The organism is Ferribacterium limneticum (assembly GCF_020510625.1).
Taxonomy (GTDB): Bacteria; Pseudomonadota; Gammaproteobacteria; order Burkholderiales; family Rhodocyclaceae; genus Azonexus; species Azonexus limneticus_A.
The window spans coordinates 471019-483318 of sequence record NZ_CP075191.1; the positions used below are offsets into that span (position 1 = coordinate 471019).

General features: G+C 56.5%; 12 protein-coding genes, 1 tRNA gene and 3 pseudogenes. 7 read left to right on the forward strand and 9 right to left on the reverse strand.

Annotation, left to right across the window (positions count from 1 at the left end):
• Positions 1-175 precede the first annotated feature (175 nt).
• The 3 genes from KI617_RS02230 to KI617_RS02240 all read left to right on the forward strand — a co-directional run bounded on the left by KI617_RS02230 (position 176) and on the right by KI617_RS02240 (position 2495).
• Entirely contained in the window at positions 176-847 is a 672-nt protein-coding gene (locus KI617_RS02230) for a response regulator transcription factor (RefSeq protein WP_226450232.1), read from the forward strand.
• A gap of 10 nt (positions 848-857) precedes the next feature.
• A complete protein-coding gene (locus KI617_RS02235; RefSeq protein ID WP_226450234.1) occupies positions 858-2333 on the forward strand; it encodes a sensor histidine kinase N-terminal domain-containing protein in 1476 nt (491 codons plus the stop codon).
• Between the two features lie 86 nt (positions 2334-2419).
• Positions 2420-2495, forward strand: a tRNA-Phe gene (locus tag KI617_RS02240).
• 27 nt (positions 2496-2522) lie between these two features.
• Here KI617_RS02240 and KI617_RS02245 read toward each other — a convergent pair.
• On the reverse strand, positions 2523-3041 hold the full coding sequence (locus KI617_RS02245) for a site-specific integrase (protein WP_404826773.1): 519 nt from the start codon (positions 3039-3041) through the stop codon (positions 2523-2525).
• Between the two features lie 191 nt (positions 3042-3232).
• Between KI617_RS02245 and tnpA the strand changes: the two are divergent.
• The 3 genes and pseudogenes from tnpA to tnpC form a co-directional block, all read left to right on the forward strand.
• Positions 3233-3547, forward strand: a pseudogene (gene tnpA, locus KI617_RS20485) (IS66-like element accessory protein TnpA); the annotation flags it as partial.
• A complete protein-coding gene (gene tnpB, locus KI617_RS02255) occupies positions 3544-3891 on the forward strand; it encodes an IS66 family insertion sequence element accessory protein TnpB (protein ID WP_226446023.1) in 348 nt (115 codons plus the stop codon). The pseudogene tnpA and the gene tnpB, both read left to right, overlap by 4 nt.
• Positions 3892-3955: 64 nt before the next feature.
• On the forward strand, positions 3956-5476 hold the full coding sequence (gene tnpC, locus KI617_RS02260) for an IS66 family transposase (protein WP_226446024.1): 1521 nt from the start codon (positions 3956-3958) through the stop codon (positions 5474-5476).
• Here tnpC and KI617_RS02265 read toward each other — a convergent pair.
• Together KI617_RS02265 and KI617_RS20490 are read right to left on the reverse strand one after the other, a co-directional pair.
• Positions 5458-5907 (reverse strand): site-specific integrase, encoded by a 450-nt coding sequence (locus KI617_RS02265; protein ID WP_404826807.1) that lies wholly within the window; start codon positions 5905-5907, stop codon positions 5458-5460. The genes tnpC and KI617_RS02265 overlap by 19 nt on opposite strands.
• Positions 5884-5997 (reverse strand): annotated as a pseudogene (locus KI617_RS20490) (transposase); the annotation flags it as partial. The pseudogene KI617_RS20490 and the gene KI617_RS02265, both read right to left, overlap by 24 nt.
• Positions 5998-6234: 237 nt before the next feature.
• On the opposite strand from KI617_RS20490, the pseudogene KI617_RS02270 reads away from it, so the two are divergent.
• A pseudogene (locus KI617_RS02270) lies at positions 6235-6399 on the forward strand (winged helix-turn-helix domain-containing protein); the annotation flags it as partial.
• 90 nt (positions 6400-6489) lie between these two features.
• Here the strand turns inward: KI617_RS02270 and KI617_RS02275 are convergent.
• The 6 genes from KI617_RS02275 to KI617_RS02300 all read right to left on the reverse strand — a co-directional run bounded on the left by KI617_RS02275 (position 6490) and on the right by KI617_RS02300 (position 12255).
• On the reverse strand, positions 6490-8436 hold the full coding sequence (locus KI617_RS02275; protein ID WP_226450240.1) for a polysaccharide biosynthesis protein: 1947 nt from the start codon (positions 8434-8436) through the stop codon (positions 6490-6492).
• Positions 8437-8443: 7 nt separating this feature from the next.
• Positions 8444-8998 carry a sugar transferase gene (locus tag KI617_RS02280; RefSeq protein WP_226450241.1) on the reverse strand — a complete coding sequence of 185 codons (555 nt, stop codon included), beginning with the start codon at positions 8996-8998 and terminating at the stop codon, positions 8444-8446.
• Positions 8995-9933, reverse strand: a complete 939-nt coding sequence (locus KI617_RS02285; protein ID WP_226450243.1) for a UDP-glucose 4-epimerase family protein — start codon at positions 9931-9933, stop codon at positions 8995-8997. The genes KI617_RS02280 and KI617_RS02285 overlap by 4 nt, the downstream gene beginning before the upstream one ends.
• A gap of 12 nt (positions 9934-9945) precedes the next feature.
• Positions 9946-10623, reverse strand: a complete 678-nt coding sequence (locus KI617_RS02290; RefSeq protein WP_226450245.1) for a glycosyltransferase — start codon at positions 10621-10623, stop codon at positions 9946-9948.
• Positions 10624-10687: 64 nt separating this feature from the next.
• Positions 10688-11251 (reverse strand): class I SAM-dependent methyltransferase, encoded by a 564-nt coding sequence (locus KI617_RS02295; RefSeq protein ID WP_226450247.1) that lies wholly within the window; start codon positions 11249-11251, stop codon positions 10688-10690.
• Positions 11248-12255: a glycosyltransferase gene (locus tag KI617_RS02300; RefSeq protein WP_226450249.1), complete on the reverse strand. Its 1008-nt coding sequence runs from the start codon at positions 12253-12255 to the stop codon at positions 11248-11250. The genes KI617_RS02295 and KI617_RS02300 overlap by 4 nt, the downstream gene beginning before the upstream one ends.
• Positions 12256-12300 lie beyond the last annotated feature (45 nt).

Sequence of the window (12300 nt, forward strand, 5' to 3'; positions counted from 1 at the left end):
ACTGTATGTGTTTGGCGGGGAAAAAACGGTAGGGGGTACCCAGTGCAGGATCGGGCCACCCCCTGAGTAGCGGCAGAAGCCGCGTACTCCAAGACCATAAAAGGAGAACAGCCCGCTCAGGATAATGCGACTGGCTTACAGAAATCTTACGCCTGCAAAGGCAATAATCGGATAAATGCGCATCCTTATCGCTGAAGACGACGCCATCATCGCGGATGGCCTATCCCGCTCCTTACGTCAGGGCGGTTACGCTGTGGACTGGGCACCCAACGGCATGGAAGCCGATACCGCCCTGGTCACGGTTTCCTACGATTTGCTGATTCTCGATCTCGGTTTGCCCAAGCTTTCCGGCCTCGAAGTGCTCAAGCGGCTGCGGGCGCGTAACTCGCAATTGCCGGTGCTGATTCTGACGGCCCTCGATGGGACCGGAGATCGCGTCAAGGGACTGGATCTCGGTGCCGACGACTACATGGTCAAGCCGTTCGAGCTGGCCGAGCTTGAGGCCCGAGTGAGAGCGCTGACCCGACGTTCGGCCGGTACTTCGCCGACTATCCAGTGTGGTGCGCTGACTTATGATCAGGTCGGTCGGGTCGCCCAGATACAAGGCCAAAGCCTTGAGTTGTCGGCGCGTGAAGTCGGGCTGCTTGAGGTGCTGTTGAGCCGGATGGGGCGGCTGGTCAGCAAGGACCAGTTGGTCGATCACCTCTGTGGCTGGGGCGAGGAAGTCAGTCATAACGCCATCGAAGTCTATGTCCACCGACTGCGCAAGAAAATCGAGCCGGGTGGCGTGAAGATCGCCACCGTTCGTGGTCTGGGTTATTGTCTTGAGCGCCCCCCCGGCGAGTAATTCTCCTCCTGTGCAGGCATCCGAAACCGAGCGCTCGCTGTTTGGCGAGATTCTCGACTGGATGCTGGCACCCCTGTTATTTGTCTGGCCACTGAGTATTGCCTTCACGCATTACTTCGCCAACAATGTGGCCAACTACCCCTATGACCAGGCCCTGCGCGAGCACGTGGCGGCGATTGCCCGGCAGGTGAAGTTGGTTAACGGCAAACCGCAACTCTCCCTGCCTGCATCGGCTAGAGCCTTATTGCGAGCCGATGAAACGGATAGTGTGTATTTCCATGTGGTGACTTTTGACGGCAAGTTCCTGGCCGGCGACAAAGAACTCCCATTGTTCCAGCTGTCGATCGACGAATCGATGGTGCCCGGTGAGATCTATCAACGAGACGCTGATTTCAAGGGGCAGGATCTTCGCCTGGCATATACCTATCTGGCCGAGCCTAATATGCCAAAGTCCCAGTGGGTGGTCGTCGAAGTCGGCGAGACCACGGAAAAGCGTAGCCAGTTGGCCAACAAGATTGTCGCCAGCGTCATCCTGCCGCAATTCATCATCATCCCGCTGGCGGTCATGCTCGTCTGGTTTGGTCTGTCCCGGGGTTTGCGGCCGCTGACCCGTCTGCGCCAGACCATCGATGCCCGTGAGCCCGATGACTTGTCGCCGATCGCCACGCGCCGGGTTCCCGAAGAGCTTGAGCCGCTGGTCGAGGCCTTCAACGAAATGCTCGAACGGATGAAGCGCAGCGTCGAGGCACAACAGCGCTTTGTCGCCGATGCAGCCCATCAACTACGAACCCCGCTGACGGGATTGAAAACGCAGGCCCAATTCGCCATCCGTGAAACCGATCCCGAGGCCCTTCGCCACGCTTTGCGCCAGATAGCAAGCGGGGTAGATCGCGCCGGCCGCCTGGTCAATCAACTGCTGACGCTGGCCCGCACCGAAGGCGGTGAGTTGGCGCAGAGTCGCCATGAACCGCTTGATCTTGCACTACTGGTGCGTGAGGTCGTTGAGGATTGGGTTTCGCTCGCTATCGAAAAGAACATTGATCTTGGTTACGAGTCGGAAGGGCCGGCGATGATCAGCGGAAATGCCTTCCTGCTGTGTGAGTTGGCCAAGAACCTGATCGATAACGCCTTGCGTTATACGCCGGTTGGTGGTCACGTGACTTGCCGGGTGGTGGCGAACCCCGATACGGTCCTCCTGGAGGTTGAGGACAACGGCGTGGGAATCGGCGAGGAGCAGGCCGAGCTGGTATTCGAGCGCTTCTATCGGGTTGACGATGCGTCGACAGAAGGTAGTGGCCTTGGCTTGGCCATTGTTCAGGAAATTGCCATGCAACACGATTCGCGCGCCAGCTTGCGCCCGAACCCGCTGGGCAAGGGCGCCATCGCCCGAGTCGCGTTTGCCGCCTGGTATCCGCCGCCCTTGCCGCCACCGCCGCCGGATGATTTCTCCGAGCTATATCGTCAATCGCCACCCATCGGTACCTAACAGGCAAGAATTGCATCCCCAGTCTTCTGAAAGTGCCGGCGCTAGTTGCGGAGAGCCAGTGACATCGCTATAATGCGCCCTCGTTTGGCCAATTAGCTCAGTTGGTAGAGCAGCGGATTGAAAATCCGCGTGTCCGTGGTTCGATTCCGCGATTGGCCACCAAATTTTTCAAGGGGCTTAGCCGAAAGGCTAGGCCCTTTGTTTTTGGTCGCCGTGACAGAAACGTGACAACGTGATCACGTTACCTGCCGACCCGGTTTCGATCCTGGAAGCCGCTATTGCCAAGTGATCCGTAGCAAACTTGGCATAACGATCCACCATAGACCGCGTTTTCCATCCGCCGAGCTCTTTGAGTTCATCACAACTGGTTCCAGACTGGCGATGCCAGGAGGCCCAGGTATGGCGCAGATCGTGAAAACGGAAGTCATGCAAACCCGCCTTTTCTAGCGCAGAAAACCAGCCTTTGTTACTAACATTGGCCTTAATCGGTTCCCCCCGATAGGTAAAGCAGAACTGCGGATGCTTCCCGACCTGATCTTCAAGCGCGGCAAGTGCATCACGATTTAGCGGGACGCCTCTCGGCGTGCCATTCTTGGTCAGGTTTAACCAGGCGGTCCCTCGATTGAGATCGACCCGGTTCCATTCCAAACCCAAAATCTCCCGCGCACGGCATCCGGTTGCCAAAGCAAAACGGACGATGGCAGACAAGTGAGGAGGGCAAACCGCTAATAGTAAGCGTCCGGCCACAACCGTCTTTCCACCGAAGCTTCGTTGTCTGAAGATACCTCGCGGACGGGCACCTCAAATTTGTGCCCACGAAGGGATTTATGGACACAAATTCAAAGGCAGTCATGGCCTCGAAGCGGCGAGGCCCCTACCGGCATCACCCGTTGGCGCAGAAGCGAGCGATCGTTGAAGAAACGCTGCAGCCAGGTGCCTCGGTTGCACAGATTGCCCGCAAACACGGTGTCAACGCCAACCAGGTATTTTTGTGGCGCAAGATCTACCGTGAGGGACTGCTGCCCGAAGTGAAGCCAGCGCTGTTGCCGGTCACCCTCACGCCGCTGATGGTCAGCGATCAGTTGCCGGCAGCCAGCAGCTCTGCCAGCACAGGGTGTCTGACGATTGAGTTCGGGCAAGTTCGCGTTCGCATCGAAGGCCGCCCTGACGCCGAGGTGCTGCGGCTGGTTCTCGCGGCGCTGCAGCAGCGATGATCGGGCTACCCAGCGGCACCCGGATCTGGCTCGCCGCCGGCTTGACCGACATGCGTCGCGGCTTTGATGGTCTGGCCAGCATCGTTCAGGAGAAACTCGCCGCCGATCCCTTTGCCGGTCACGTCTTTGTCTTTCGCGGTCGCCGCGGTGATCTGGTCAAACTGCTCTGGTGGGATGGCGATGGCCTCTGCCTTTTTGCCAAGCGCCTGGAGCGCGACCGCTTCATCTGGCCACAGGCCAGCGAGGGCTCGGTGCACCTCTCAGGCGCCCAACTTTCCATGCTTCTGGAGGGCATCGACTGGCGTCGCCCGAGTCGCACCGGGCAACCGGAACGGGCCGCATAAGAAAGCTGGAAAACCTTGGCTGGCGGGGCTGTTCACCCGTGGGCTATTCGCGTAAACTCGCCGCATGAACAGCGCTCCTCTGCCCCGCGACACCACGACCTTGCAAGCCATGGTGGTCGCCCAGCAAGCAGAAATCGAGCATCTCAAACTGATCATCGCCAAGCTGCGTCGTATGCAGTTCGGCCAGAGCTCCGAGAAGATCGACGAGATGGTCGGGCAACTCGAACTGGCGCTGGAAGAACTCGAAACCGGCAAAGCGGAACGGGCCGGCATCCCGGAAATCACCCCGGCCGAAGAAGTCCCCGGCAAACCAGTCCGCAAACCACTGCCGGATCACTTGCCACACGACACCGTGGTTCATCTGCCTGAGCACGCCTGCTGCCCGGACTGCGGCGGTCATCTCAAGCCGCTGGGTGAGGATGTCTCGGAAGTACTCGACTACGTACCTGCCAGCTTCCGGGTTATTCGCCATGTTCGGCCGAAGCTGGCTTGTGGCCGTTGCGACACCATCGTTCAGGCACTGGCACCCAGTCGGCCGATTGCCCGAGGCATGGCAGGGTCTGGATTGCTGGCCCATGTGCTGGTCGCCAAATATTGCGATCACCTGCCTTTGTATCGGCAGAGCGGTATTTATGCTCGGGAAGGCGTTGATCTGGAACGCTCGACCCTGGCCGAATGGGTCGGGCAATGTTCAGCGCTGCTGCGCCCCTTGCTGGAACGGCTGCGTCACCACGTGCTGGCCGGCGAGAAGCTGCATGCCGACGATACGCCGGTGCCGGTGCTCGCCCCGGGCGATGGCAAGACCAAGACCGGGCGGTTATGGACCTATGTCCGCGATGATCGGCCGGCCGGGAACGACATGCCGCCCGCCGTCTGGTTTGCCTACTCACCAAATCGCAAGGGCGAGCATCCGCAGAGCCACCTAAAATCCTTCAAGGGGATTCTGCAAGCCGATGCCTTTGCCGGTTTCGATGCTTTGTATGCCACGGGTGACATTCTGGAAGCCGCATGCTGGGCCCACGCCCGCCGCAAGTTCTTCGAGATTCACCAGGCCCAAGGCTCACCGATTGCCGCCGAGGCACTCAAACGAATCGCAGCCTTGTATACGATTGAAAGCAAGGTTCGCGGACAACCGCCAGATGTCAGGCTCAAAGGACGGGAACAGGCCAAGCCTATCCTCGAAGAACTCCATGCCTGGTTACTGGACACGCGACGACAACTCTCAAAGAAATCCGGCCTGGCGGATGCCATCGGCTACGCCTTGAATCATTGGCAGGCACTGATCCGCTATGCCTCGGATGGGCGCATCGAGATCGACAACAATGCGGCTGAACGGGCGCTACGGGCGGTGGCGCTTGGACGCAAGAATTTCCTGTTTGCGGGTTCTGATGCCGGTGGTGATCGCGCTGCCGCGATTTACAGCCTGGTCGGCTCAGCGAAACTCAACGACCTCGACCCGGAAGCCTATCTGCGTTTCGTCATTGAGCGAATTGCTGATTACCGAATCAGCGAACTCGACGACCTGCTGCCTTGGCGTGTCGCCGAGCGGATCGCCAAGACCGAGCATCACGCTGCTGCAGCCTGATTCCGATTAACTCGGAAAGACGGTGGTGGCCGGACGGTTACCGCTAATAGCCGGTCAGCTTCTTCTCTCGTCAGCCAACGATCCCGCTCAACTTCACCGAGCAGTAAGCGAACCTTCGGAATGCTATCGATCCATTGCCACTCGTCGCGCGCTGTTCTCAGTAGATTACGGAGCAGAGACAAGTAACGGTTGATCGTCGCGGGCTTGTTGCCCTTCTTCATCTCCCCCTGGATGATTGACCAGACCACATCGCCATTGATGTGATTGAGCATCAAGCCCCCAAGGTAGGGGTGAAGATTCCTACAAATTCGCTGAACATCTCGATAGCTTTTCAGCGTTGCTTTGACTTCAAGATACCTAACAATCGCCTCCTGCCAAGAGCGTTCAGGTTTAAACCCAAAATGTTGTTCCCGGTAGATCTTGCGCCACAAAAATACCTGGTTGGCGTTGACACCGTGTTTGCGGGCAATCTGTGCAACCGAGGCACCTGGCTGCAGCGTTTCTTCAACGATCGCTCGCTTCTGCGCCAACGGGTGATGCCGGTAGGGGCCTCGCCGCTTCGAGGCCATGACTGCCTTTGAATTTGTGTCCATAAATCCCTTCGTGGGCACAAATTTGAGGTGCCCGTCCGCGAGGTATCTTCAGACAACGAAGCTTCGGTGGAAAGACGGTTGTGGCCGGACGCTTACGTAGATCGTGCAGAGCCGCCACCTTCAGATGAATGACCAACTTAAGGCGGTGACGGGGCGATTCAGCACATTCGCAGCGTGGGCAAATACCTGGCACGCTGGGGCTTCACGCCGAAAAAGCCGATCAAGCGTGCCAAGCAAGAAGGCGCAGAAGTCCATTGGAGGGATGAAACGGCGCCGACCAATATCGATATGCGCGGTAGAAGCTTTGATCCCGCGGGCAAGACCCCTGTGGCAAACAGGAAATAGGAAAGCGTATTCCCATTCGCACCAAAGCCAAACTATGCGACACAACCAGTACTCACATGATGATGTTGGACCGGTTTATCCAGCTATCCCCTGCGCCTGCGCCTCGGCTTCCTGCTCCAGATAAACCCAGTCGACAATCTCATTGCTCGGCGTGTAGCCAGTGACGAGTTTTTCCATCATCAAGCGGATGACGCCGACGTCGTTAACATTGAGCGCCATCTCCAGCGCATTCAACTTGGCTTCCAGATCTGCCCAGGGGATGAACTCCTCGCGGGCTTTCATGATCCTCGAATGAGATGTGGGCTTGGGATTGTCGCCAATCAGCAGCTCTTCATAGAGCTTCTCACCGGGTCGCAGACCCGTGATCTCGATCTCAATGTCGCCATCGGGGTTCTGCTCGTCCTTCAAAGTTAAACCCGAGAGTTCGATCATCCGCCGCGCTAGGTCCATAATCTTCACCGACTGGCCCATGTCGAGGACGAATACGTCACCACCCTTGGCCATGGCACCTGCCTGGATTACCAGTTGTGAGGCCTCCGGGATCGTCATGAAGTAGCGTGTGATCTCCGGATGGGTCAGCGTGATCGGACCGCCGTCACGAATTTGCTGCCGGAACTTTGGCACGACCGAGCCAGAAGAACCCAATACATTACCGAACCGCACCATGCTGAACTTGGTACCGGGGTTGATAGCAGGTAGTGCTTGCAGAACCATTTCTGCCAATCGTTTGCTGGCGCCCATGATGTTGGTGGGGCGGACAGCCTTGTCAGTGCTGATCAGGACAAAGTCCGAGACGTCGTTTTCTGCCGCTGCTTGAGCCGTGCGTAGCGTGCCCAGCACGTTGTTTTTGATTCCTTCGGCCGGGTTGTGCTCAACGAGCGGCACATGCTTGTAGGCGGCAGCGTGATAGACCGTATCTGGGTGCCAAGTGGACATAATCTCGCGCATGCGCTCGTTGTCTTGTACGGAGGCAAGCAAAGGCACCAACACGATTTCACGGCCGGCGAGCTTTTCTTCGAGTTTTTGGTGAATGCCGTAAAGCGCAAACTCACTCTGCTCGATCAACAGCAGTTTGCTTGGACCAACCGAGAGGATTTGACGACAGAGTTCGCTACCAATAGAGCCCCCTGCACCCGTCACCATCACGACCTTACTGCGCACATTCATGGCCAGCAGGATGTGATTGGGCACGACTGGTTCGCGGCCGAGCAGGTCATCGATGTCCAGTTCACGCAGATCGGAGACGCTGACCTTGCCCTGAGCCAGATCGGTGACGCTGGGCAGCGTGCGGACTGCCACACGAGCCGTTCGAATCTGTGTCAGGATTTCATTGCGACGCTTACGGCTCAGGCTGGGCATGGCTAGCAACACATCGCTGATGGTTAATGTGAAGGCCAGATTGGTAAGGTCCGCAGGGTTGTAGATGGGCAGCCCATTTAATACATGGCCATGCAGACGATCATCGTCGTCCAGAAACCCGACAACTTTCATCTCGTGGCTGTTGGCCATGGCGGCGACCAATTGACGTCCGGTGGTACCGGCACCATAAACGAGCACCTTGGGCCGAGAGGCTTGTTTCAGGATGCTCAGGTATTGATCACCCAACCAGACCCGAGCCAGCGCGCGCGATGCGCCAACAAACAGCAGCAGCAATATCGGCTGGATGATGCCGACAGTGCGCGGCACGCCTGCCACGCCAATTGCGGTGAAGATGGAGGCATACAACAAACCATAAATACCTACGGCTCGCGCCACCGCCAACAAAGCTGGCCAGCCGCTGTAGCGGAAGATGGCGCGGTACAGCCCCGACACGATAAAAATGGGCAGCGCGATGCCGATGGAAGCCGCAACGGCCAGCAAAGCATTGACAGACAGCGCAACAAACTCACCCAACCGTAGGTAGTAAGCCAGCCAGACAGTTAGGATGCATAGGCATAAATCGACGGCCAAGGCGACGAAGCGCTTTGCAGCTCTTGGCAACCCCAGAATGGGGGCAGCCAGCTTAAACAGAGGTTGTTTCATGGCGTGCTCAAAGAGGCTTTATTCGATCGCCGCTGCCAGAGCCCGTCACTGTTTTTATGATGGACTTGAAGTAAGCCACTATACTCATCTCCCTCAGCATGAGTGCATCCGTTTCTGCAAGCAGTTGGGGAGTGGACATATCGATGCCTTGAATTTGTGCCAACCCCGTAATTCCTGGACGAGCATCAAAAACCCCCCGCGCTGCGCGCTCAGCAATCAAATCGGTCTGGTTGAACAAGCTTGGCCTAGGGCCCACCAGACTCATCTCCCCCTTAAGTACATTCCAAAACTGGGGTAACTCATCCAGCTTTGTGCGCCGCAAAAAAAGCCCTATCTTGGTAACAGCCGATGCATCGGCTAGGTGAGTAGCGACCGATGCCGTATCAGGGCGCATGGTACGGAACTTCACCAAAACGAAAGGCTTTTGATGACGACCGACGCGCTTCTGAAGAAACAACGGGGAACCGGTGTCGAACAAGCCGATTAGATAAATCAAGGCTAGCAAAGGCCAGCCAAGTAGCAATCCAAGGCCTGAAAACACAACGTCAAAAAAACGTATCATCGTATTATCGTTTGCACTGCGCGACGCAAACCTTCATCGACTGAAACCGGAGGGTGCCAGTTCAGCAGATCTCTGGTTTTCGCAATATCCAGTTGCAACGACCCGCACAAGCGCTGATACATGCGTTGTCTATGCACCATAGTTGCCCCCAGTTTGAGAAGTGCAGTGGGCACATAAAACAGGCGCGCAGATATCCCTAAGGCTACCCCTGCGCGCCTTAACAAATCGGCGGTCGAGAGATCCTCCCCGTCACTAACCAAGAATGTCTCGTTGGCAGCAGCAGGGTGTTTCAGGCAAGTGATGATCAGGTCGACCAGATTGTCCAAAGCCACCAAACTGCGCCGATTGTTTGTGACGGCGGCCAGTGGCAAAGGTACGCCACCGACCAGCCAACGCATCATCGACTCAAAGTTGGCTTTGACTCCGGGTCCATACACTAAAGGAGGGCGAATGATCACCACCTCCATTCCAGTTTCAGTGGCAATCTGGCGCAACAGCTGTTCCGCTTCATGCTTGGAGATACCATAAGGGTCTTCCGGAGCAGGCGTATCGTCGGCTTGGAACAGCCGATCTGCCACACTGGTTTCTCCATTCACCTTAATCGAGCTTAAATACACAAGACGTCTAACGCCCCTAGCTGCAGCCTGGCGGGCAAGATTAAGAGAGCCCTCAACATTAACTGCTCTGTAAGATTTCAAAGAATCTACCACATCACCCCTTATCACATGGACTAGAGCAGCGAGATGAACAACGACGTCTGGTTGTTTGAGCAATGCAAAATGCCAATCCGTCTCTGGCCCAACGTTGCCAACAGCAACCTCAACTCCGACAGCCCCGCCCCTAACGGTCGGCACCATTTCAAACCCACGAGATGCTAGCGTGCCGCAGAGTCGGCGTCCGATGAAGCCGGACGCCCCAGTAACCAGAACTTTCAAGCAACCATCTCCCTATCGCGGCAGTCGCCAGGCATGCTTCACGAAGTAGCGCAACATGCTAGACAGATGCCATTTCATATAGCGCAGCCTCCTTCGGCTCGCCCGCTGTGCGGCGTGTATCACCGTGACGCCCGGATGCAGAATAACGCGCCGGCCACTCTGCCAGAGACGAGTGCAGATATCTACATCTTCATAATAGAGAAAGAAACCTTCGTCGAACCCATCGAGTTCGCTATACGCGCTGGCCGGAAAAAGAAGGAACATTCCGGCAGTCCAGTCGACGTCCTGCGGGGCGGGACCTTCGGACGTCACGCGTCCATCCCCGAGTCCCATGATCTTGCGCACCAGACGCAGCGGTGTAGGAAAATTGCGCGCGCTATCCTCAAGATCGCCGCTGGGATTTCTCACTGCTGGCGCGATCACCCCGCCAGAGCTCATCTCGAGAGCTTGAGCTAATTGCGGAAAAGGATCGTCCCTAAGCCGGATGTCCGGATTGAGCACCGCAAACATTGAGGCTTCGCAAAATCTGAAAGCCTGATTGTGATTGGCGCCGAAACCGCGAGGACGCTCGTTACGGATCACTCGCAAGCGAGGCTGGAGGGACGCAGGGCACGGAATGTCGTCTTCGGGAATGTTTTGGGTCAGAACAACCGCCGATACATCTTGGCAACAAGCCAGATCTTCGAGCAACGCAGCTACGAACCGGCCTTGGCCATGACTGACAACGGATACCATGATGGGCTGGCGGCAAGGCTCAGTCACGCTCAAATACTCCGTACAGGCAGTACTGGCGAATACGAACATTTAACCAGGCCGACCGCAAGGGCATATGGAATAGCCGTTGCAGGCCAAAACCTGCCGCTGCCAAAGTCGAAACAAGTGTGGCCTCGTCATAGAAAACCTTGTGATCCGAGTCTGTGGCGTACCCGCGATGTCCCGGCACGCCTACCACTAGGGAACTATGTGGGCGCAGAACTCGACGTATTTCTTTTAGTAGTTCAGCAGGTTCGATCAGATGTTCCAGCACATTATCTAGAATTGCGCTGTCAAAACTGACATCCTGAAATGGCAGCACATTAGGCGACATTTGGTGCGCATCCAAACCCCTACGGAGACACCATTCGACCGTTGCAGGATTGATATCGACGCCCACCGTTCCGGTACGGTGATTCAGGAAATCGCCGATTCCGCAACCAATATCAAGCGTCTTTCCATCGAGATATCGGCATAGCCTTGGATACAGCCAGTACCGCCGATACAACCAACCGAGGCGACTGCGTCCCTTGAGATACTCGAAATATTCCTCAGGGGCGGTCATACAGAGCCCTCGATAAGCTGCAGATACTGCATCGCAGCCGTAGATTGCCTGAACGAAGGAGGAAGCAAACTTGATTTTATAGAACGTGTGCGGCCAAGACTCGCAGCCTCAATCATTGCACGAGAAAGATCGATATCACTTGAAAACAGTTTCCCTGCCATCGGGTCGCTCAGCAGTTCCGCATTACCGTCCACATCACGAAGCACACAAGGCACCCCCAAATGCAAAGCTTCAAGAGCCGCCCTTGAAACACCTTCTGAACGCGACGGCAGTATCAATGCATCGGCACCAGCGATGAGCGGGTAAGGATTTGCAACCTGGCCGTGCAGTTGAACATGTTCTTGCAAGCCATTTCTCACCACCGTGGCAGAAATGCTTTCTCTTAGGGGGCCATCGCCAATCACGTCTAATTTGACCTCATAGCCTTGGCTTATCAAAAATTCGATCGCATGCACGATTAGGGCAGGTTGTTTTCGATTCGTCAAAGACCCAACGTAAACAAAGTGTAATCCCCCTTTGACATACGAAGAAGCACTCCGGAAGCATTCAAGGGCCTGTTCGTCGACAAAGTTCCCGATAATCTTGGACCGCACTCCTGCAATAGAGTGAATTTGCGTGGCCATGGCCTCTGTCATGGCAAACACATGGTCGAACGAACGAAGCGCCAGCAGATGGGCAATAGCCAAACTGGTGCCAATCATTCCATAATCATGCTGGTAGTTCTGCGGCAGATTACCCCTCACGCTCGAACAGATAACCGCATCTTCAGAGCAAAACCGGTTGAACAGATCAGCCGAGAAGCACATTGAGAGCGATGCCACGTTTTCTCGCCCCCCGGCATCCCGAAGAAGCCTTTGGTAGACACGCAGCCGGCCCCTCCAACCACCCGGAGTAGTGACTAGCAAAATCTCTTCGACACGAGCATCTAGATTGGCATCCACGCCTGGCCCATCTTTCAGATAAACCAGCACTACGCGACGGATGGGTGCCAAGGCATTTGCCAAGGCAAATGCCCCCTTAACTGGCCCAGTTGGATGCGGCGAAGGAAC

What these genes read in the sequence shown, in the direction of transcription:
- KI617_RS02295 (WP_226450247.1), bottom strand. Translation starts at nt 11,251, where the DNA reads ATGACCGCCCCTGAGGAATATTTCGAGTATCTCAAGGGACGCAGTCGC.
- tnpB (WP_226446023.1), top strand. Translation starts at nt 3,544, where the DNA reads ATGATCGGGCTACCCAGCGGCACCCGGATCTGGCTCGCCGCCGGCTTG.
- KI617_RS02280 (WP_226450241.1), bottom strand. Translation starts at nt 8,998, where the DNA reads ATGATACGTTTTTTTGACGTTGTGTTTTCAGGCCTTGGATTGCTACTT.
- KI617_RS02275 (WP_226450240.1), bottom strand. Translation starts at nt 8,436, where the DNA reads ATGAAACAACCTCTGTTTAAGCTGGCTGCCCCCATTCTGGGGTTGCCA.
- tnpC (WP_226446024.1), top strand. Translation starts at nt 3,956, where the DNA reads ATGAACAGCGCTCCTCTGCCCCGCGACACCACGACCTTGCAAGCCATG.
- KI617_RS02230 (WP_226450232.1), top strand. Translation starts at nt 176, where the DNA reads ATGCGCATCCTTATCGCTGAAGACGACGCCATCATCGCGGATGGCCTA.